Raw genomic sequence first — 19,185 nt, forward strand, 5'->3', positions numbered from 1 at the left:
CGTTGAAGACTCACAATCAAACCCCGAAGGGCCGATCAGTCATAGACATCGAGCCAAATCACCAGCAAAAAACTCAAACTAGCAAAACACTGACCACCACAGACGGAAGAATGCGGCGGTCAGCAACGATCATCTCGCGACACCTCATCGGCTTGACACCATGGTCGGCGTCTGATCTGATCGCACCAAACAAAATATTTGGCACTGACATTCATCGGCACACTGTTGAGTTCTCAAAGAACACGCGCACACCATCGCTCCGCACTTTCAGTGCTTCACTCCGGGGCAACCGTTCCAGCCTAACATCGGGGGCTTTCGGAATCAAAATCCGCGGCCGATCCGATCTCAGGAGCGATTGGAAACCCTACCAGAAGGTTTTCAATCGGGTTAATCAGGCGCCTGCGTCCAACCTCGTTTTCCCGAGCCCCTGCGGGCCGGGTCGGTGTCCGTGTCGCTCTGACCTGGAATAAGTTACGTGATCAATCGACCCCACGCCAAATCGCCAGGTCAGGACGGGTGTTTGCCCGCGAGGACGGCTGTTTCCGCGATGCGGAACCATCCCCTGTGCCACTGCGTCTCACCTTCCGAGGCGTCCGCCTCGTGGCAGTCCCCGCGCGGACCGTAGCCGGCGTGCGCACTGCGTGGCACCGTCGTTGTCGTTCCGCGGCGCGCGTCCCCGATCACGTCAGGCATAGGAGACCCATGAGTGGCTTTCCCGCAGAGATCGTCCCGCCGGGCCGGGCGGACGGACCCGGCTCGGGGTCCCCCGCGGCAGCGACGTGCGCGGCGGCCTGCCAGGACTACCTCGCCGCACTCGACGAGCTCCTCCTCGGGATCGGCGACCGCGAGGCCGGCGACTGTGCGGGTGACGTCGCACCGAGCGTGGCCCGCCGGATCGAGGCCGTGGTCCGGATGAAGGCCGTGTTCGAGTCGATCGCGTCCCCCGAGGCACACGTCTCGCTCTTTCGGCGGACGTGATCATTGCATCTCGCGTCGCGGCACGGGCCGCCCGAATTCTCGAGTAACGTGCTCCGTGAGCAAAGCGAGAAAGGGTGCCGTGACGTCGACCGGGAACATGGTGGGTTTGTTCGCCGGTATCGGCGGACTCGAGCTCGGCCTGGCCGAGCACGGCTGGCGCACCGAACTGCTCTGCGAGATCGACGCCGGAGCCCAGGCCGTGCTCCGCGCCCGCTTCGCCGATGTACCTCTGCACACCGACGTCACCCGCCTCCGTTCCCTGCCCCAGGCAACCGAGGTCGTCACCGCGGGCTTTCCGTGCCAGGACCTGTCGCAGGCCGGCCGGACCGCCGGCATCACCGGCTCCCGGTCGGGCCTCGTCGACGAGGTGTTCCGGTTGGTGCGGCGCAAGCAGGGCCCGCGATGGCTGCTCATCGAGAACGTCCCCTTCATGCTGCAACTCGGACGCGGCGCTGCGATGCGTCACATCACCGATGCGCTCGAGGATCTCGGGTACGCGTGGGCGTACCGGGTCGTCGATGCCCGCGCGTTCGGACTCCCGCAGCGCCGGCAGCGGGTGCTCATGCTCGCCTCGCGCACCGACGACCCCCGGACGGTGTTGTTCGGCGAGGACGCCGGTGCCCCCGCGGAAGGCGATCCCGGCACCCACCCGTGCGGGTTCTACTGGACCGAAGGCGTGCGCGGTCTCGGCTGGGCGGTCAACGCCGTGCCCACGCTCAAGGGCGGCTCCACGGTGGGCATCGCGAGTCCGCCGGCAGTGCGGCTGCCGTCGGGCGAGATCGTCACTCCCGGTCTGATCGACGCCGAACGACTGCAGGGCTTCGACCCCGACTGGACCGCACCCGCCATCCAGGCGCCCGGTGTGCGGACCGGGCATCGGTGGCGGCTCGTCGGCAATGCCGTGAGCGTGCGCATGGCCGCGTGGGTCGGTGGACGGCTCGGGCGGCCGATCGACTACTCCCCCGACCACGAGACCCCGCTGCGGCCCGGCGACCCCTGGCCGAGTGCCGCCTGGGGTGCGCGGCGGCGGGCTTTCCGGGTGCACGAGTCGCACTGGCCGGTACAGGAACCGTACGAGGATCTCGCCGGATTCCTGGAGGACGCGCGCCTGCTGTCGGCGCGGGCCACCGCCGGTTTCCTGCGGCGGGCCCGGTCCGGGAACCTGAGATTCGTGCCCGGCTTCCTCGACGACGTCGAATCCCACCTGGACCGCATGGGCGGCTTCCCCGAGGCCGCGGCCTGAGGACGGAGCCGACCGCCGTGCCCTCCACCGATCCGCAGACCAGCGCCCGGATGAGCCGGCAGCGGCGCAGGGACACCGTCCCCGAGGTGGCCCTGCGCCGGGAGTTGCATCGTCGCGGGGTGCGCTACTTCGTCGATCGTGCTCCCCTGCCGGGGATCCGTCGTCGCGCCGACCTGGTGTTCCCGCGTCGCCGCGTTGCGGTGTATGTCGACGGGTGCTTCTGGCATCGTTGCCCGCAGCACGCCACCGATCCGAAGAACAACGCCGAGTGGTGGGCTGCCAAGCTCGCCGGGAACGTGGCCCGGGACCGGGACACCGACGCGGCGCTCGCCGCGGCCGGATGGACGGCGGTGCGGATCTGGGAGCACGAGGACCCCGCGGAGGCCGCGGATCGGGTGCAGGCCGCATTGTTCGCGGCGGGACCGAGTACTGCCGATTCCTGACTGGCGAAGGAGGAAGCGGTGCAACCGGCGATCGCGCTCGTTCTCGGAGCGGTCATCGGGGTCCTGCTCGGCCTCCTCGGGGGCGGCGGATCCATCCTGGCGGTCCCCGCCCTGGTGTACGGGCTCGGACTCGACTTCCGCCAGGCCATCCCGATCTCGCTGATCGTCGTCGGGGCCGCAGCGCTGTCCGGGGCGATCCCCAAGGCTCGGGCCGGGCAGGTCGACTGGCGGCTGGCCGCGGTGTTCGCCGCGGCCGGCATCCCCGCGACGTTCGCCGGCACGGCTGTGGGCACCTTGCTGCCGCAACCGGTGCTGCTGGTGGGCTTCGCCGTCGTGATGGTGGTCGCGGGGATCCGGATGCTGCGCGAGAGCGACGACGCCGGGACCGCGTGCAAGACCGGCGACTTCGGCATCGACTGGAAGCGATGCGCGCCGAGGGCGATCCCGGCCGGACTGGGGCTGCGGCGGTGGTTCGCCTATCTCGTCTTCGTCGTGGCCGCGTACGTGCTGGTGGACACCCTGTTTCTGCGCTGAGCCGAAACTCTTCCCGCACTGCACGCATTCTTCGTACGCCCCGGGGTATCCGGGGGCATAGTGAAAGTACCGTGGAAAGGCATCGACATGGACGTATCGATCATCGAAACCTCGAGCCTCGGCGATCGCAGCTATCTCATCACCGAGGCGGACGTCGCCGTCGTCGTGGATCCACAGCGGGACATCGATCGAGTGCTCGCGCTCGCCAACGACCGCGGAGCGCGCATCACCCATGTCCTCGAGACCCACATCCACAACGACTACGTCACCGGTGGACTGGAACTGTCCCGCGCCGTCGAGGCCGAGTACATCGTTCCAGCCGGCGACGACGTGGACTACGAGCGACGTGCCGTCCACGACGGCGACCTGATCGACGCCGGTCCCATCCGGCTGCGGGTGATGCACACCCCCGGGCACACCCACCACCACGTCAGCTATGTGCTGCTCGACGAGACCGGCGGCACGCACGGGATCTTCACCGGCGGGTCGATGCTGTACGGCTCGACCGGCCGCACCGATCTCGTCGGCCCGCAGTACACCGAGGAACTGACCCACGCACAGTTCCACTCCGTGCGACGGATCGCCGACGAAGTGCCGGCCGACACCCCGGTGTATCCCACCCACGGCTTCGGCAGCTTCTGCTCGGCGACCCCCACCAGCGGCGACTCGTCCACCGTCGGGCAGCAACGCGACGTCAACCCGGCGCTGACTCGCGACGAGCAGGCCTACGTCGACGAGCTCATCGCCGGACTCAATACCTATCCCGCGTACTACGCCCACATGGGCGTGATCAACAGGGCGGGTCCGTCGCCGCTCGACCTGTCTGCGCCGGAGCCGGTCGACCCGGCCGAGCTGCGCCGGCGCATCGACGCCGGCGAGTGGGTCGTCGATCTGCGCGAGCGCACCGCCTTCGCCGCGGGACACCTGGGCGGCACACTCGGCTTCGAGCTGTCCACCTCCTTCGTCACCTACCTGGGGTGGCTCTACAAGTGGGGTGCGCCACTGACCCTCATCGGCGAGAGCGACGAGCAGATCGCCGACGCCAAGCGCGAACTGGTCCGCATCGGCGTCGACGAACTCGCCGGAGCGGCCGTCGGCGAGATCCACACCCTGGTCAACGGACACGAACTGCGGTCGTACCGCGTCTCGGACTTCGCGGAGCTGACCCGGGAGATCGACAGCGAGCAGGTCCGGGTCCTCGACGTGCGCCAGAAGGACGAGTACGAGGACGGCCACGTGCGCGGAGCAGTCAACATTCCGCTGCACGACCTCGCCGAGCGGCTCGACGAGGTACCCCGCGGGGAGGTGTGGGTGCACTGCGCCTCCGGCTACCGGGCATCTGTCGCCGCGTCCATGATCGACCGGATCGACCGCACCGTCGTCCTCATCAACGACGACTTCGAGAAGGCGTACGACCGCGGCCTGATCGGCACGTCGTAGGTCCCACCCCATCGTCGGGGCCGAGGGCCACCACGACGAGAGAGCCCCTCACCACAATGGGTGAGGGGCTCTTCGTTGTGCGCCCGAAGGGATTCGAACCCCTAACCTTCTGATCCGTAGTCAGATGCTCTATCCGTTGAGCTACGGGCGCAGTGCGTGTATTCAGTTGTTTCTCGTATTCAGTTGCTTCTCGTATTCAGTTGTCGCCGGCGACGCTGCACCGACGTGGCGGAGGCGAGAGGATTTGAACCTCCGGTCCCCCGTAAAGGGGACAACTCATTAGCAGTGAGTCCCATTCGGCCGCTCTGGCACGCCTCCCTGGGGGGTTTCGATTCTCTCGAACCGCCGGGACGAAAGATTACACACGTTCGGACGGCAAACGCAAAACGCCTGGTCAGCGCAGGTGCGCGTCGAACCAGTCGAAGATCCGGCGCCGTGCGTCGATGATCGCCGCCTCGGCCGGGTCGGTGTCCGGATCGGCGGTGTCGTGTTCGACCGGCGGCTCGTCGGGGCGATGCGCCAGGCCGGGGTAACCGATGACCAGGGTCGGTGCGTCGGCCTGTCCGGCGGCCTCGCGCAGCTGCTCGACGTCGCCGGTCGGAGTGGTCGGGTCGTCCTCGCCGTACAGACCGAGCCACGGCGCCTGCAGGTTGCGCACGGCCTCGACGAGCGCGGGGACGTCGGGCCGCAACGGCTGCACGATGCCGTGCGCCGCGACGGTGACCGCGGCACCCACCCGCCGATTGGCGGCGACGATGAGCGCCGCCGTGCCGGCGTCGTCGAACCCGATCACGCCGACCGCGTCCGGGTAGACCCCGCTGCGCACCAGCCAGTCCATCGCGGCATCGACGTCGTCGAACAGGTTCTGCCCGAACACCTCGTCGTCCTCGGTGAACTCGCGGTGGAACAGATTCGGAGCCACGACCAGCCAGCCCTCGGCAGCCAGGACCTCCATGAACGCCAGCAGGGCCGGCGGAAACACCCGAGATTCGTGCAGCACGACGATGCCTCCGCGGAGGGCACCCTCCGGCCGAAACACGGTCAGCGGTACCTGCCCCGACCCGTCCGGCAACCGGGCCGCGGCAGTGTGGGTTCCCGACATACCGTCCACGATGACACGACCCACCACGACCGTGCACGCAATCGCCGGGCGCATAATCGGCTGGTGACCCCACGGACCCGCCCCGACCTCACCTCGATCCCGTCCTATGTGCCCGGCCGCAGTTTCCCGGGCGCGATCAAGCTCGCCAGCAACGAGACCACCGTCGGTCCCCTGCCCAGCGTGCGCGACGCGATCGCCGAGGCGGCGTACACGGTCCACCGGTATCCGGACAACATGGCGGCCGTGCTCATCGGCGCGCTGGCCGGGCGGCTGGGGGTGGCGCCGGAGAACATCGCTGTGGGCAACGGCTCGGTGAGCCTGTGCCAGGAACTGGTGCTCTCGGCCTGCAACGACGGCGACGAGGTCGTGTTCTCCTGGCGTTCGTTCGAGGCGTACCCGGTGGTGACGGCGGTGGCCGGCGCGAAGTCGGTGCCGGTGCCCAACACCCCGGAGCACGGCCACGACCTCGACGCGATGCTCGCCGCGATCACCGACCGCACCCGGGTGGTGTTCGTATGCAACCCCAACAACCCGACCGGGGCGCTGCTGGGCAGGGCGGAGCTGGAACGGTTCATCGACGCGGTGCCGCCGCAGGTGCTCGTCGCACTCGACGAGGCCTACTTCGAATACGCCCGCCCGAAGCCCGGCGAGGAGCAGGCGGACGGGATCGCGCTCGCCGCCGGCCGGCCGAACGTCGTGGTGCTGCGGACCTTCTCGAAGGCCTACGGCCTGGCCGGCCTGCGGGTCGGCTATCTCGTCGGCGACCCGTCGGTGATCAAGGTCCTGAACAAGGTGCACACCCCGTTCAGCGTCAGCTCGCTCGCACAGCAGGCGGCCATCGCGTCCCTGGCGGCGGCCGACGAACTGCTCGAGCGCACCGACAGCGTGCTCGCCGAGCGCGACCGGGTGCGGACGGCGCTCGTGGACGCCGGCTATCCCGTGCCGGAGAGCTACGCCAACTTCGTGTGGTTGCCGCTGGGTGACCGGTCGGCGGCGTTCTCCGAGGCGTGCGCGGAGACCGGCGTGCTGGTGCGCCAGTACGCGGACGACGGGGTGCGGGTGACCATCGGCGATCCGCACGAGAACGACGCGTTCCTCGCATTTGCGACCGGCAAGGGCGTCGAGATCGCGGAAATCTCGACGCCCTGACCTGCGCAGGAACGCCTACGAGACCCAACCGTTATCGCCGGGTGGCGATCGCGTGACCATCCGTTGGCACACTCGTCCGGTCGGCTACGGAAGTTGGAGTGTGCGGATGGGTTCAGGCGTGGCACGCCGGTGGACCCTGTCCGCGGCCCTGCTGACCGGCGCGCTGTGGACGTCGCTTGCCGTGGCTCCCGCGGCCGCGATACCCCCGGACGCCCTGCCGCTGCGGCTCATCGCCTTCCGCGACCTGCACGGCAGCCTCCTCCCGCCCCAGGGCCCCCGCAGCGAGGTGGTCCGCTCCGACGGCGCATCCGTTCCGGCGGGCGGCGCCGCGTACCTCGCCGCCTACGTCCGGCAGCTGCGCTCGCAGGCGGACAACTCGGTGCTCTACTCCGTCGGCGACACCTGGGGCTCGTCCCCGATCGAGTCGGCGATGTTCCACGACGAACCCACCGTCGACCTGCTCAACGGCCTCGACGTGACCGCGGCCGCCCTCGGCAACCACGAGTTCGACAACGGCTACGCCGAGTTGCAGCGCCTGCGCGACGGCGGCTGCCACCCGGAGGGCTGCCGGTACGACGAGGAGTACGCCGGAGCCACCTTCCCGCTGATCGCGGCGAACGTCGCCGACGCCGACGGCAGCCCCGCGGCCCTGCCGTTCACCGTGGACTACGTCGACGGTGTGCCGGTCGGCGTCATCGGTATCGCCCCCCACGACACGCCGCAGGTGGTGCGCGGCGACGACATCGCCGGCCTGCAGTTCACCGACGAGATCACGGCCGTCGACCGCACCGCCGACGCGCTCGATGCCCTCGGCGTCCGCTCGATCGTCCTGCTCTACAAGGGCGCGTTGACGCCACCCGCCGGAACCGACCCGTGCGACGCCACCGCCAGGCCCGCGCGCAGCCTCGCCACCCGGGTGTCGCCGAAGGTGGATGTCATCGTCACCGCGGACGGCGACGACAGCTTCAACTGCAGCTACCCCGACCCGGCGGGCAGTCCCCGGACCGTGCTGCAGGGCGCCTCGCACGGGCGCATCATCTCGGTCGCGGATCTGACGATCGACCGGGAGAGCCGCGACGTGCTGCGCGACCGCACCCACGCGTTCAATCAGATCGTCACGCACGACATCGCCCCCGACCCGCGCACGCAGCAGTTCGTGGACCGGGCCGTCGACAAGTCGCGCGACGTCGCCGAACGCGTCGTCGGCCGCATCGCCGCCGACCTGACCCGCGACACCGCGGCCAGCGGCGAGTCGGCCCTCGGCAACCTCGTCGCGGACGCGCAGCTCGCGGCCGCCGAACCCGCCGGGGCGCAGCTCGCGCTCACGAATCCCGGTGGAGTGCGCGCCGACCTGATGCATTCCGGTGACGGCGTCGTCACCTACGGCGACGCCTACGCGGCCCAGCCGTTCGGGAACCGGCTGCAGGTGCTCGAGCTCACCGGTGCGGAACTGGTCGGGATCCTCGAGCAGCAGTTCCAGCAGGACGGAACCGGCGCGAGCCGCGAGCGGATCCTCGCGCCGTCGCACACCCTGCGCTACGTCCTCGACCGGGCCGCGGCGCCCGGCAGCCGGATCCGGGATGTCACGATCGCCGATCGGCCGCTCGATGCGGCCGCGGTCTACCGGGTGGTCGTCAACGGGTTCCTCGCCGAGGGCGGCGACGGATTCACCGGGTTCACACAGGCGCGACGGACGACGGGGGCGGGCGCCGAACTCGACGCCCTGAACGACTACCTGGCGCAGCACGCGCCCGTCGCGCCGCCGGCCACCGACCGCATCGCGCTGCCCTGACGGAACCGCTCAGCCGAGACCGAGGGCGCGCCCGAGCGTCGGCCAGGCGGTGCGCAGGTCGTCCTGCCAGTAGGGCCACGAATGCGTGCCGTACGGGCGGTAGACGATGGTGGCGGGAATTCTCAGCTCCCGCAGCCGCCGATCGAAGCCGATCGTGCACACGAAGGCGCCGACCTCGAGCGGTCCGCCCACGTCGAGAGCCTCCGCGTCGGGGCCGACGTCGTACGGGCCGGGCAGGCCGTTGCCGGTGCTGATGAAGATCTCCTTACCGCGCAGCCGCTCGGCCAGGGCGTACGGGTCGTGTGCCGCCCACGCCGGATCCCCCGGTGCACCCCACATGTTGTCCGGATTGCCGCCCTTGTAGGCGACGGTCCCGCGCACCGCGTCCTGCGCGGACGCCTTCGACGTGTCCAGGCAACCGCTCAGCGCGGCCACGCCCCGGTACAGGTCCGGATTCCGGGCGATCAGGCTCGCCGCCCCCGTCGCGCCCATCGACAGTCCGCCGATGGCGTTCACGCCGTTGCCCGCGAAGCGGGCGTCGATCAGCGGCGGCAGTTCCTTCGTGAGGAAGGTCTCCCACGCGTTCACGCCCAGAACGGGGTCCGGCGCGAGCCAGTCCGTGTAGTAGCTGGCGGTACCGCCGATCGGCAGCACCACGTTCACGTTCTTGTCGGCGACGAAGTCGACGAGGTCCGTGCGCTGCGTCCACGTGCTCTCGCGGTAGTCCGACTCGGCGCCGGCGCTGACGCCGTCGAGCAGGTAGAGGGACGGGCGCGGCCCGTCCCCGGCGGGGTGCAGGACCTGCACCTGGACGACCCGCTGCATCGACGGCGAGTACACGAACACCGCCGAGCGTCGAGCGGTGAGGGACTCCACCCGATCCACCCGCGCGGATGCCGCCGGCTCGGCGGACACGACGGACGTCATGGACAGTGGCAAAACGAACGCCGCGACGAGCGCCGCGACCACAGCTCTGAGCATCAACTTCCTTCGTCCCCCGACTTCGGAAAATCCGATTCCACAGTACGGACCGGGGCGGGTCAAGAAAGTGGGGCTCGTCACCAACGCGGATCGCCGCCCTTGGTGACGGTGGGGCACCGCGTCGCCGGCTACGGCTGTGGGGTTGGTTCCGGCGGGGTCCACGCCCGGTCCGTCGGCAGGTACGACCGGAACATCAGCACGAATTCCCCGGGCGGCGCCGGCAGCCAGTTCGAGCTGCCCGACACCGGCGGCCGGGACGAGACCCACACGGCGAGCGCACCGTCGGGACCACGGACCAGTCCGGGCGTCCGGTCGCCGACGGCGTAGCGGTCGACAGGGTTGGCGACGAGGAACATGTCGGGGCCGTATACGGTGACGGACCAGAAGCCGCGGTCGTCGACCGGCGGCAGCCCCTCGGGCGGGAAGCGCAGGAGGTAACCGGTCTCGCCCCGCAGCGCCGATCCGTCCGCCGCGGTGCGGGCCACGTGGTACGTCGACTCCTCCGGCACGTTCGCGCCGAGCCCGATCGTCGCGACCACCGCGCGCTGCAGGTAGTCGGTGCCGTACCGGCCCGCGGTCGCCAGCGAGCGCCACACCTCACCGGACTGCTCGCCCGAGTCGACGAGGTCCCGGATGCGTCGCTCGCCGCGGATCACCCCGGTGGCGAGTGCGGCGACGGTGTCCGCCGGTCCGGCACTCGGCCGGGCGCCGGGCCGGACCCCGAGGCCGGCGAGTTCGTCGAGCAACGGCCCGTCGGCGGGCGGTGGTGGGTTCGCGGCCAGGATCGCCGACAGCTCGTCGAAGAGCTGCGGCCCCGACGCCGCGAGCGCCTGCGGGTCGGGGTTGCTGCCGCACGCGGTCGGCGGCAGCGGTGGCGGCGCATCGGGGACGGGGGCGGTCAGCACGGTGAGCGAGTACTGCCGCTGCACGGCCCGGGCGGCCTCGAGGTCGGCCTCCGCCTCGACGAGAGTCCGGCCGATCATCCAGGCGTCCCACGTGGGTGACTCGATCACGGCCGCGCCCGCCGGCAGCGGACCGTCCCATCCCGGTGGGACGACGACGTGGGCGCCGGCGGCCGATCCCGTCGCCCGGGTGCCGACGTTGGCGAAGACGTCGGTATAGATGTCGAGAAATTGGAAATCGAAGTACCGATCCCCCGCCTCCGGGTGGGTGAGCAGCACCGGTCCGCCCCGAAGATCCAGCCATGCAATCGAATACAGCGTGTCGACGTTGGGGGCGACGACGACGCGCGAGGTGGGATCGGCCGTCGCGGACTGGTGGTGGAGCCGGTTCACCGGCAGCAGGCAGAGCATGTTCGCCCGGGTCCGCGCGAGCGTCACGGGCGCGTAGCCGTAGACGTAGCCGTCGGTGGCCACGTCGACCGCCGTCCGCTCCGGTTCCGCTGCCGGGTGCGGCGCAGCGCAGGCGGTCAGCAGGCCCACCGCGAGCGCTGCCGCCGCCCGAGCTGCTGTGCCGGCCATTCCGTCAGTGTAGGAGGCGAGAACACGTTCCTGGAGCGACACTCGCCGTGGGATCCGCGTGCTCCGGTGCCACCTGCTCACGTCCGACGACGAAGCCCGTCACCTGCACCCACGCCGCAGGTGACGGGCTCTCCTTCCGGCGGAAGCGGAGGGATTTGAACCCCCGGTCGCTCTCACGACGCTCGCTTTCAAGGCGAGTGCATTCGGCCGCTCTGCCACGCTTCCGTGGCAAATCCTAACCACACCTGTCGTCGACGGCCGCTTCCACCATGGTGAAGATCTCGGAGAGGGTCCGGATCTGCGTCCGGGTGAGCAGGTCGACGAGGTTGCGGCGCACACCGGCGACGTGCGTGGGCGCGGCCTCAGTGAGCCGGCGGCGGCCCTCGTCGGTGAGGGTGGCGAGGACGCCGCGGCCGTCCTCGAGGCAGGAACTGCGCACCACCATCGACGCGGCCTCCATGCGGCGGATCTGGTGGGTGAGCCGACTGCGGGACGACAGCACCCCGTCGGCGAGGTCGCTCATGCGCAGCGCCCCGTCGGGGGCCTCGGAGAGCAGCACCAGGATCCGGTATTCGGCCAGGGACAGGCCGTGCGCCTCCTGCAGGTCGCGATTGAGTCGATCCATGAGCCGGTGATTGCCGTCGATGTAGGCCCGCCACGCCCGCTGCTCGTCCGTGTCGAGCCAGCGTGGATCGGGGCGGTCGGCATGCAGTTCGGCTGTCACGCGGGCAGTGTAGAGGCAGGCCGCCACCTGTGTTACTCGCCGGTCAGTTCGCTGCGTGTCGCCCCTGCGTCGGCGTGTCGCGATAGCGTCGAACCCATGCGCGCAATCACGATCACCGAACCCGGCGGCCCCGGGGTCATGCAGTGGGCCGAACAGCCCGACCCCACCCCCGGTCCCGGACAGGTACTGATCGACGTGGCCGCGACGGCCGTCAACCGTGCCGATCTGCTGCAGCGCCGCGGCCTGTACCCGCCGCCGCCCGGGTCGAGCGACATCCTGGGTCTCGAATGCTCGGGGGTGATCGCCGAACTCGGTGAGGGCGTGAGCGGCTGGTCGATCGGCGACCGGGTGTGCGCGCTGCTGACCGGCGGCGGCTACGCCGAGCAGGTCGTCGTCCCCGCCGGACAGGTCCTGCCCGTGCCGGAGGGCGTGGATCTCGCGGTGGCGGCGTCGCTGCCCGAGGTGGCGTGCACCGTGTGGTCGAACGTGGTGATGGCGGCGGGCCTGCGCCGCGGTGAGGTGCTGCTCGTGCACGGCGGTGGTGGCGGCATCGGCACCCACGCCATCCAGGTCGGCAAGGCGCTGGGCGCGAAGGTCGCGGTGACCGCATCGGCCGGCAAGCTCGACTACTGCCGTGAACTCGGCGCCGACCTCGCGATCGACTACCGCTCGCAGGACTTCGTCGCCGAGGTCCGAGGCCGGTTCGGCGGCGCCGACGTGGTGCTCGACAACATGGGCGCGGCCTACCTGTCCCGCAACGTCGACGTGCTCTCCCCCGACGGCCGGCTCGTGGTGATCGGCATGCAGGGCGGCGCGAAGGGCGAGCTCAACCTCGGCAAGCTGCTCGCCAAGCGCGGGCACGTCCTCGCCACGGGCCTGCGCGGACGGCCGGAGACCGGCCGTTCCGGCAAGAGCACGATCGTCGCGCAGGTTCGCGAGCACGTGTGGCCGATGATCGCCGAGGCCCAGGTCCGGCCCGTCGTACACGCAGAGGTGCCGATCACCGAGGCCGCGCGGGCCCACGAGATGCTGGATTCCCCCGACACCGTCGGCAAGGTCGTGCTGCGCATCGATCGGCACTAGGCCGGTCGGCCCGGTCAGGAGGCGGTGAGGTTGCGCAGCTCGCGCACCAGCTGGTCGAGCTCGTAGCGGGTGGTGTACGGGGCAAGGCCGATGGTGACCGCGCCACCCTCGTCGCTGACGCCGAGCGAGTCGAGCAGGCGGCTCGTGCCGCGGCTGACCGCGACGGTAGCGATGCGACGGTCGGCGAGATGCGCGACGACCTTCTCGGCGGGCACCCCCGCGACGGTGAAGCTCAGCGTCGGCACGCGGCTCGATGCACGGCCGATCACCATCACGTCGGGCAGGTTGTCGAGCAGGCGCATCAGCCGCTCGAACAGCTGGTCCTGGTAGCCCTGCAGCGAACTGATCGACGTTTCGAGACGCTCGCGGCGCGTGCCGGTCGCCTCGTCGTCGAGGGCCGCGAGGAAGTCGACGGACGTGACGAGCCCGGCGAGCATCGCGAACTGATGGCCGCCGACTTCGAGCCGCTCGGGGCCGCGTGCGTGCGGATCCAGGGAAACCGCCGGGATCCGGTCGAGTTGCGCCGGGTCGCGGAACACCAGGGCGCCGACCTGCGGTCCCCCCCACGCGGACGCGTTGACCGCGAGCACGTCGGCGCCGAGTTCGTGGATGTCGACGTGCGCGTAGGGCGCGGCCCCGGCCGCGTCGACCACCATGAGCCCGCCGACCTCGTGGACCCGGTCGGCGGCGACGCGCACGTCCGGCGCGGAACCCACGAGCGACGACGCGGCGGTCAGCGCGACGAGCCGGGTGGTGGGGGTGATCAGTTCCTCGAACTGCCAGCTCGGCAGCTCGCACGTCTCGATCTCGACCTCGGCCCACCGGACCTGGGCGCCGTAGCGGCTCGCGACGCGCAGCCACGGCGCCACGTTGGCCTCGTCGTCCAGCCGGGACAGCACGAGCCCGGTGCCGAGCCCGAGCCGGGAACTGAGCGACTCCGCGAGCCAGGCCAGCAGGACCGCCCGATCCGGTCCGAGCACCACACCCGCCGGGTCACCGCCGACGAGATCGGCGACGGCGACGCGCGCCGCCTGCAGCAGCGACGCGCTCCGACGGTTGGAGGTGTGCCGGCCCGTCGGGGACGCCGCGGCGTTGCGGAATGCCGTCGACACCGCGCGGGAGACCGCGTCGGGAATCTGCATTCCGGCCTGTGGGTCGAGATGGATCCAACCGTCGCCGAGCGAGGGAATCAACCCCCGGATCCGGGCAACGTCGTAAGCCATGCGTGACACTCTAAATCCCGGTGTCAATCGTGTGTCGTCCACGTCGGTCCCGTACGCCCTCCGAAGGTGCACGTACGGAGCGCAATGTCGGGTGAAACCTCCCGTATCGGGAACCTGACTCGGCAACGGCACCGGCGAGAGGACAAGATGGAACCATGACGCATTCGGAGAATGAGCACGTCCTCGTGATCGGACCCGACGGCAATCCCGTCGCGGTCCAGCGCGACGGTACCGCCTCCGGTGATCCGCGGGAGTCCGCCGCCGAGCCCCAGGAGAAGCCGGACGACGCCGAGTCGCTCGCCGACATGGTCGAGCAGCCGGCGAAGGTCATGCGGATCGGCACCATGATCAAGCAGCTGCTCGAGGAGGTCCGCGCCGCGCCGCTCGACGATGCGAGCCGTGCCCGTCTGCGCGAGATCCACCAGTCCTCCATCCAGGAGCTCGGCGAGGGACTCGCCCCGGAACTGCGCGAGGAACTCCAACGGCTCGCGTTGCCCTTCGGTCAGGACGAGGTGCCGTCCGACGCGGAGCTGCGGATCGCGCACGCTCAGCTCGTCGGTTGGCTCGAGGGCCTGTTCCACGGCATCCAGACGGCACTGTTCGCGCAGCAGATGGCGGCGCGGGCGCAGCTCGAGCAGATGCGTCAGGGCGCGCTGCCGCCGGGCATGCTGGGGGGCGGACCGCGCCCCGACGAGCGGCACGGCCCGGGACCGGGTGCCCCGGGTACCGGTCAGTACCTGTAGCGACGGCCCGACCACGATCCCCGGTAGGCTCGGACCTCGTGTCAGCTTCTGCCCTCGATCCCGAGCCCACCGCCGCGAACTCTCCGGTGGTGTCGGATTCGCAGACCTTCCGGCGCGGCCTGAAGGATCTGCGCGACGGCTTCGCCCAGCGCGAGCTGTGGCTCAGCCTGGCCTGGCAGGACATCAAGCAGCGCTACCGGCGCTCGGTGATCGGTCCGTTCTGGATCACCATCGCCACCGGTGTCCAGGCCACCGCCATCGGCATCCTGTACGCCGCGCTGCTGGACATTCCGCTCGACGAGTTCCTGCCGTACGTGACGGTCGGACTGATCGTCTGGAACATGATCAGCGCCTCCATCCTGGAGGGCTCGGAGGTGTTCATCGCCAACGAGGGCCTGATCAAGCAGTTGCCGTCGGCGCTGAGCGTGCACATCTACCGGCTCGTGTGGCGGCAGTTGCTGTTCTTCGCCCACAACCTCGTGATCTACGTGATCATGATCTTCGCCTTCGGGGTGTGGCGAGACCTGACCTGGACGTCCCTCGCAGCGATCCCGGCGCTGGGCCTGATCGTGCTCAACGCCGTCTGGGTGGCGATCCTGTTCGGCATCTTCGCCACCCGCTACCGCGACATCGCCCCGATCCTGTCCAGCCTCACACTGCTGCTGTTCGTGCTCACCCCGATCATGTGGACGACGCAGAGCCTCGAGGCGCAGGGCGGGCAGGCCGCCCAGCGCGTCAAGCTGGCCGAGATCAACCCGCTGTTCCACTACCTCGACATCATCCGGGCGCCGATGATCGGCCAGGACCAGCAGGCCTACCACTGGTACATCGTGCTGGCGATCACCGTGGCCGGCTGGGGACTGGCGCTGCTGGCGCTGCGTAAGTACCGGGCCCGCGTGCCCTACTGGGTCTAAGGGGCCGTCATCATGACCGAACATGTGAGCATCGAGACGCGCGGCGCGTGCGTCGACTTCCCGATCTTCGACGCGAAGACCCGGTCGCTGAAGAAGGCGTTCCTCGGCAAGGCCGGCGGTTCGATCGGCCGCAACAACTCCGACGTGGTGGTGGTGGAGGCGCTGCGCGACATCACCCTGTCGCTGAAGGAAGGCGACCGCATCGGCCTCGTCGGCCACAACGGCGCCGGCAAGTCCACGCTGCTGCGGCTGCTGGCGGGGATCTACGAGCCCACAGGCGGCAGCGCCCGGATCCGGGGCCGCGTCGCGCCGGTGTTCGACCTCGGCGTGGGCATGGACCCGGAGATCTCCGGCTACGAGAACATCATCATCCGCGGGCTGTTCCTCGGTCAGACCCGCAAGCAGATGCTCGCGAAGATGGACGAGATCGCCGAGTTCACCGAGCTCGGCGAGTACCTGAACATGCCGCTGCGCACGTATTCGACCGGTATGCGGGTCCGCGTCGCGATGGGCGTGGTCACCAGTATCGACCCCGAGATCCTGCTGCTCGACGAGGGCATCGGCGCGGTCGACGCCGACTTCATGAAGAAGGCGCGGGTGCGCCTGCAGAAGCTCGTGGAACGCTCCGGCATCCTCGTCTTCGCCAGCCACTCCAACGAGTTCCTCGCGCAACTGTGCGAGCGCGCGCTGTGGATCGACCACGGGCAGATCCGCATGGAGGGCGGCATCGAGGAGATCGTGCGCGCCTACGAGGGCGACGACGCGGCCGACCATGTGCATCACGTCATCGCCGAACTGGAACGCGAGCAGGGACTGCCGCAGGAGCGCTCGGCGTGAGCGAGCGCATCGTCGGGGTGGTGGTCACCCACCGGCGGCGCGAGCAGCTGGCACAGTCACTGAAGGTCCTGAGCGCCCAGACCCGGCCGCTCGACCACCTGGTGGTCGTCGACAACGCCGACGAGGAGGCCGTGCGCGACCTCGTCGAATCGTGCCCCCTGCCCACCAGCTACCTCGGGTCCAAGCACAACCTCGGCGGCGCCGGCGGCTTCGCCCTGGGCATGCTGTACGCGCTGTCGCTCGGTGCGGACCGGGTGTGGCTCGCCGACGACGACGGCCGCCCGGAGGGCCCCGATGTCCTCGCGACATTGCTCGAGTGCGCGCAGCGGCACGGCCTGGCGGAGGTGTCGCCGGTGGTGTGCGACATCGACGACCCCGACCGTCTCGCGTTCCCGTTGCGCCGGGGCGTGGCGTGGCGTCGTCACCGCAGCGAACTCGGCGACGTCGAGAGCGACGATCTGTTGCCGGGCATCGCGTCGCTGTTCAACGGCGCCCTGTTCACCGCCGCCGCGATCGACGCGGTGGGCGTGCCGGACCTGCGGCTGTTCGTGCGCGGCGACGAGGTGGAGGTGCACCGTCGCCTGGTCCGCTCGGGCCTGCCGTTCGGCACCTGCCTGCGGACCGCCTATCTGCACCCCAACGGCGCCGACGAGTTCAAGCCGATCCTCGGCGGCCGGATGCACACCCAGTACCCGGACAACGACACGAAGCGGTTCTTCACCTACCGCAACCGCGGCTACCTGCTCTCACAGCCCGGCCTGCGCCGGTTGCTGCCACAGGAATGGGTGCGGTTCGGCTGGTACTTCCTCGTCAGCCGCCGGGACCCGAAGGGCCTGCGCGAGTGGGTGCGGCTGCGCAGGCTGGGCCGGCAGGAACGGTTCGAGCGGCCTGTGTGAGGGACCGACTATCGGGCCGAATGTCACATTGCGTCGATGGAACCGACGCAATGTGACATTCGGCGCTGGCTGTGCCCACCCGGCAGACGGAGCAATAGCCTTTACTCCAGGAAGCATCCGTTAAAGGTTGCACCCCTAAGTCTTGACGGATGTTGGGTGCGTTCAGGGATAGTGGCGTCATGGCCGAGACGACGACGCACTACTGGGAGGCCGACCTCACGTCGGGTCCGGTCGCGCGCGACCGGCGAGGCGGCCGGTACGCCACGTACGTCCCGGACCTCGTCTCGAGCCGACCCCTGATATTGCCCACGGGCTTGGCTGCCCGCGCGGCGTCGGCCGAGCGGGGTATTCGACGGCTCGGCACCGGTCCCGGAGCACACGGACTCGCAGGACTGTCGCGGCTGCTGCTGCGCTCCGAGGCGATCGCCAGTTCGATGATCGAGGGCATCGCCCCGTCGCCGCAGCAGGTTGCGCTGGCAGAGTTGGCACTGAGCGAGGACATCCGCGGATTCAGCGAACAGGCACGGCTCGTCGCCAACAACATCACCGTTCTTCGTCGCGCCTCCGGCGACCTGGTCGAGGCGGAGCAAGTGACCGTCGAGGACGTCGAGGCACTGCACGCGGCGCTGCTACCGGACGAGCGGCACCACGGGACGCGACGGGTGCAGAACTGGATCGGCGGGTCCAACTGGCATCCCCTCGATGCCGACTTCGTGCCGCCACCTCCCGATCTGGTGGAGCCGCTGCTGACCGATCTGGTGACCTATCTCAACGGATCGCTGCACGGCCCGCTCGTCCAGGCCGGCATCATCCACGCCCAGTTCGAGACGATCCACCCGTTCACCGACGGCAACGGAAGGGTCGGGCGTGCCCTGATCCACACCGTGCTCGCCCGTCGAGGGCTGTCGACCGAGGCCGTGCTCCCGATCAGTCTCGTCCTCTCCACGCTCAGCGATCGCTACGTTGCGGGGTTGACCGCGTACCGATATCTCGGCGCGCCCGACAATGCCGCCTCGGTCGAGGGCGTGGCGGCGTGGCTCGAACTCTTCGTCGAAGCGGCCGAGACGGCGACCGAGCAAGCCGGTCGACTGGCGGCGGACGTTGCAGACCTGGAAACCGAGTGGACCCGTCGCCTGTCGGAGTTCCGCACGAGCGCGGGGTTGCGCGGCGAACCCCGCGTGGGCTCAGCGACGTCCCGAATCCTGGAGCGACTCCCCGAGATCCCGGTACTGACAGCACGAACAGCGCAGCGAGCCCTGGGCAGTTCGTTCCCCTCGGCGCGAGCAGCCCTCGAGGAATTGGCCGACGCCGGAATCCTGAGCCGCAAGAGTGTGGAACGCGGTACCACGGGCTACCTCGCCAGAGAGGTGCTCGACCTCGTGAGCCTCGCCGAACGCCGGCTGGCGAGCACACGGTTCGACACGCGGATCTCGCCGCCGGGCCCACGCGCGCCGGCGGCACCCGAGAGGAGCGAATAGCACCGCACGAAAAGGCTCGCCCGTGACACGATTGAGTGTTTTCTCGGGCTTGTCGCGTTCGCCTCGGCTCTCGGACTGCCCGGCGTCGGGATTCGGTACTGCGTAACCATGGAGGACTCTCGGGGATGTGAGTACCACTGCAAT

The 19,185-nt window shown here is 69.8% G+C and carries 18 protein-coding genes and 3 tRNA genes; 13 read left to right on the forward strand and 8 right to left on the reverse strand.

What is annotated here, in order from left to right; translation table 11 throughout:
• Positions 1-702 precede the first annotated feature (702 nt).
• From ACWPOB_RS27335 to ACWPOB_RS27355, 5 genes are all read left to right on the forward strand, one after another.
• Positions 703-978 carry a hypothetical protein gene (locus ACWPOB_RS27335; RefSeq protein WP_029547056.1) on the forward strand — a complete coding sequence of 92 codons (276 nt, stop codon included), beginning with the start codon at positions 703-705 and terminating at the stop codon, positions 976-978.
• A gap of 97 nt (positions 979-1,075) precedes the next feature.
• On the forward strand, positions 1,076-2,221 hold the full coding sequence (locus ACWPOB_RS27340; protein ID WP_043796739.1) for a DNA cytosine methyltransferase: 1,146 nt from the start codon (positions 1,076-1,078) through the stop codon (positions 2,219-2,221).
• Positions 2,222-2,238: 17 nt separating this feature from the next.
• The gene (locus tag ACWPOB_RS27345; protein WP_455402735.1) at positions 2,239-2,664 is read left to right on the forward strand and encodes a very short patch repair endonuclease; all 426 of its coding nucleotides are present in this window, start codon (positions 2,239-2,241) and stop codon (positions 2,662-2,664) included.
• An 18-nt stretch (positions 2,665-2,682) separates the two neighbouring features.
• Positions 2,683-3,198, forward strand: a complete 516-nt coding sequence (locus ACWPOB_RS27350; protein ID WP_455402736.1) for a sulfite exporter TauE/SafE family protein — start codon at positions 2,683-2,685, stop codon at positions 3,196-3,198.
• An 87-nt stretch (positions 3,199-3,285) separates the two neighbouring features.
• On the forward strand, positions 3,286-4,638 hold the full coding sequence (locus tag ACWPOB_RS27355) for an MBL fold metallo-hydrolase (RefSeq protein ID WP_455402737.1): 1,353 nt from the start codon (positions 3,286-3,288) through the stop codon (positions 4,636-4,638).
• 78 nt (positions 4,639-4,716) lie between these two features.
• Here the strand turns inward: ACWPOB_RS27355 and ACWPOB_RS27360 are convergent.
• From ACWPOB_RS27360 to ACWPOB_RS27370, 3 genes are all read right to left on the reverse strand, one after another.
• Positions 4,717-4,789, reverse strand: a tRNA-Arg gene (locus ACWPOB_RS27360).
• A 75-nt stretch (positions 4,790-4,864) separates the two neighbouring features.
• Positions 4,865-4,956, reverse strand: a tRNA-Ser gene (locus ACWPOB_RS27365).
• Between the two features lie 76 nt (positions 4,957-5,032).
• Positions 5,033-5,740: a dienelactone hydrolase family protein gene (locus tag ACWPOB_RS27370; RefSeq protein ID WP_455402738.1), complete on the reverse strand. Its 708-nt coding sequence runs from the start codon at positions 5,738-5,740 to the stop codon at positions 5,033-5,035.
• A 63-nt stretch (positions 5,741-5,803) separates the two neighbouring features.
• On the opposite strand from ACWPOB_RS27370, the gene hisC reads away from it, so the two are divergent.
• Positions 5,804-6,889 (forward strand): histidinol-phosphate transaminase, encoded by a 1,086-nt coding sequence (gene hisC / locus ACWPOB_RS27375; RefSeq protein ID WP_100057159.1) that lies wholly within the window; start codon positions 5,804-5,806, stop codon positions 6,887-6,889.
• 106 nt (positions 6,890-6,995) lie between these two features.
• Complete coding sequence (locus ACWPOB_RS27380; RefSeq protein WP_455402739.1) at positions 6,996-8,681, forward strand: bifunctional metallophosphatase/5'-nucleotidase; 1,686 nt, start codon at positions 6,996-6,998, stop codon at positions 8,679-8,681.
• 9 nt (positions 8,682-8,690) lie between these two features.
• Here ACWPOB_RS27380 and ACWPOB_RS27385 read toward each other — a convergent pair whose 3' ends face one another.
• The 4 genes from ACWPOB_RS27385 to ACWPOB_RS27400 all read right to left on the reverse strand — a co-directional run bounded on the left by ACWPOB_RS27385 (position 8,691) and on the right by ACWPOB_RS27400 (position 11,867).
• Positions 8,691-9,662: an alpha/beta hydrolase gene (locus ACWPOB_RS27385; protein ID WP_100057158.1), complete on the reverse strand. Its 972-nt coding sequence runs from the start codon at positions 9,660-9,662 to the stop codon at positions 8,691-8,693.
• 128 nt (positions 9,663-9,790) lie between these two features.
• Complete coding sequence (locus ACWPOB_RS27390) at positions 9,791-11,104, reverse strand: DUF1254 domain-containing protein (protein ID WP_455402747.1); 1,314 nt, start codon at positions 11,102-11,104, stop codon at positions 9,791-9,793.
• A 179-nt stretch (positions 11,105-11,283) separates the two neighbouring features.
• Positions 11,284-11,368 (reverse strand) — tRNA-Ser (locus ACWPOB_RS27395).
• 10 nt (positions 11,369-11,378) lie between these two features.
• Positions 11,379-11,867 carry a MarR family winged helix-turn-helix transcriptional regulator gene (locus ACWPOB_RS27400; protein ID WP_455402740.1) on the reverse strand — a complete coding sequence of 163 codons (489 nt, stop codon included), beginning with the start codon at positions 11,865-11,867 and terminating at the stop codon, positions 11,379-11,381.
• A gap of 96 nt (positions 11,868-11,963) precedes the next feature.
• On the opposite strand from ACWPOB_RS27400, the gene ACWPOB_RS27405 reads away from it, so the two are divergent.
• Positions 11,964-12,950, forward strand: a complete 987-nt coding sequence (locus tag ACWPOB_RS27405; protein WP_100055768.1) for an NAD(P)H-quinone oxidoreductase — start codon at positions 11,964-11,966, stop codon at positions 12,948-12,950.
• Between the two features lie 14 nt (positions 12,951-12,964).
• On the opposite strand, the gene ACWPOB_RS27410 is transcribed toward ACWPOB_RS27405, so the two are convergent.
• On the reverse strand, positions 12,965-14,173 hold the full coding sequence (locus tag ACWPOB_RS27410) for a cysteine desulfurase-like protein (RefSeq protein ID WP_100055767.1): 1,209 nt from the start codon (positions 14,171-14,173) through the stop codon (positions 12,965-12,967).
• Positions 14,174-14,328: 155 nt separating this feature from the next.
• Between ACWPOB_RS27410 and ACWPOB_RS27415 the strand changes: the two genes are divergently transcribed.
• From ACWPOB_RS27415 to ACWPOB_RS27435, 5 genes are all read left to right on the forward strand, one after another.
• Positions 14,329-14,916 carry a bacterial proteasome activator family protein gene (locus ACWPOB_RS27415; protein WP_029547045.1) on the forward strand — a complete coding sequence of 196 codons (588 nt, stop codon included), beginning with the start codon at positions 14,329-14,331 and terminating at the stop codon, positions 14,914-14,916.
• 38 nt (positions 14,917-14,954) lie between these two features.
• Positions 14,955-15,830, forward strand: a complete 876-nt coding sequence (gene wzm, locus ACWPOB_RS27420) for a galactan export ABC transporter permease subunit Wzm/RfbD (protein WP_100055766.1) — start codon at positions 14,955-14,957, stop codon at positions 15,828-15,830.
• Positions 15,831-15,842: 12 nt separating this feature from the next.
• The gene (wzt, locus tag ACWPOB_RS27425; RefSeq protein ID WP_455402741.1) at positions 15,843-16,667 is read left to right on the forward strand and encodes a galactan export ABC transporter ATP-binding subunit Wzt/RfbE; all 825 of its coding nucleotides are present in this window, start codon (positions 15,843-15,845) and stop codon (positions 16,665-16,667) included.
• Positions 16,664-17,563: a galactofuranosyltransferase GlfT1 gene (gene glfT1 / locus ACWPOB_RS27430; protein ID WP_100055764.1), complete on the forward strand. Its 900-nt coding sequence runs from the start codon at positions 16,664-16,666 to the stop codon at positions 17,561-17,563. The genes wzt and glfT1 overlap by 4 nt, the downstream gene beginning before the upstream one ends.
• Positions 17,564-17,742: 179 nt before the next feature.
• Positions 17,743-19,041, forward strand: coding sequence for a Fic family protein (locus tag ACWPOB_RS27435; RefSeq protein WP_455402742.1), 1,299 nt, complete (start codon positions 17,743-17,745; stop codon positions 19,039-19,041).
• Positions 19,042-19,185: the final 144 nt, after the last annotated feature.

It is taken from the genome of Rhodococcus sp. 2H158 (assembly GCF_053764755.1).

Bases quoted from the DNA above. Each gene is read 5' to 3' on its own strand.
- ACWPOB_RS27355 (WP_455402737.1), top strand. From the start codon at position 3,286: ATGGACGTATCGATCATCGAAACCTCGAGCCTCGGCGATCGCAGCTAT.
- ACWPOB_RS27410 (WP_100055767.1), bottom strand. From the start codon at position 14,173: ATGGCTTACGACGTTGCCCGGATCCGGGGGTTGATTCCCTCGCTCGGC.
- ACWPOB_RS27340 (WP_043796739.1), top strand. From the start codon at position 1,076: ATGGTGGGTTTGTTCGCCGGTATCGGCGGACTCGAGCTCGGCCTGGCC.
- ACWPOB_RS27385 (WP_100057158.1), bottom strand. From the start codon at position 9,662: ATGCTCAGAGCTGTGGTCGCGGCGCTCGTCGCGGCGTTCGTTTTGCCA.
- ACWPOB_RS27405 (WP_100055768.1), top strand. From the start codon at position 11,964: ATGCGCGCAATCACGATCACCGAACCCGGCGGCCCCGGGGTCATGCAG.
- ACWPOB_RS27435 (WP_455402742.1), top strand. From the start codon at position 17,743: ATGGCCGAGACGACGACGCACTACTGGGAGGCCGACCTCACGTCGGGT.
- ACWPOB_RS27415 (WP_029547045.1), top strand. From the start codon at position 14,329: ATGACGCATTCGGAGAATGAGCACGTCCTCGTGATCGGACCCGACGGC.
- wzt (WP_455402741.1), top strand. From the start codon at position 15,843: ATGACCGAACATGTGAGCATCGAGACGCGCGGCGCGTGCGTCGACTTC.
- ACWPOB_RS27380 (WP_455402739.1), top strand. From the start codon at position 6,996: ATGGGTTCAGGCGTGGCACGCCGGTGGACCCTGTCCGCGGCCCTGCTG.
- ACWPOB_RS27370 (WP_455402738.1), bottom strand. From the start codon at position 5,740: ATGTCGGGAACCCACACTGCCGCGGCCCGGTTGCCGGACGGGTCGGGG.
- ACWPOB_RS27335 (WP_029547056.1), top strand. From the start codon at position 703: ATGAGTGGCTTTCCCGCAGAGATCGTCCCGCCGGGCCGGGCGGACGGA.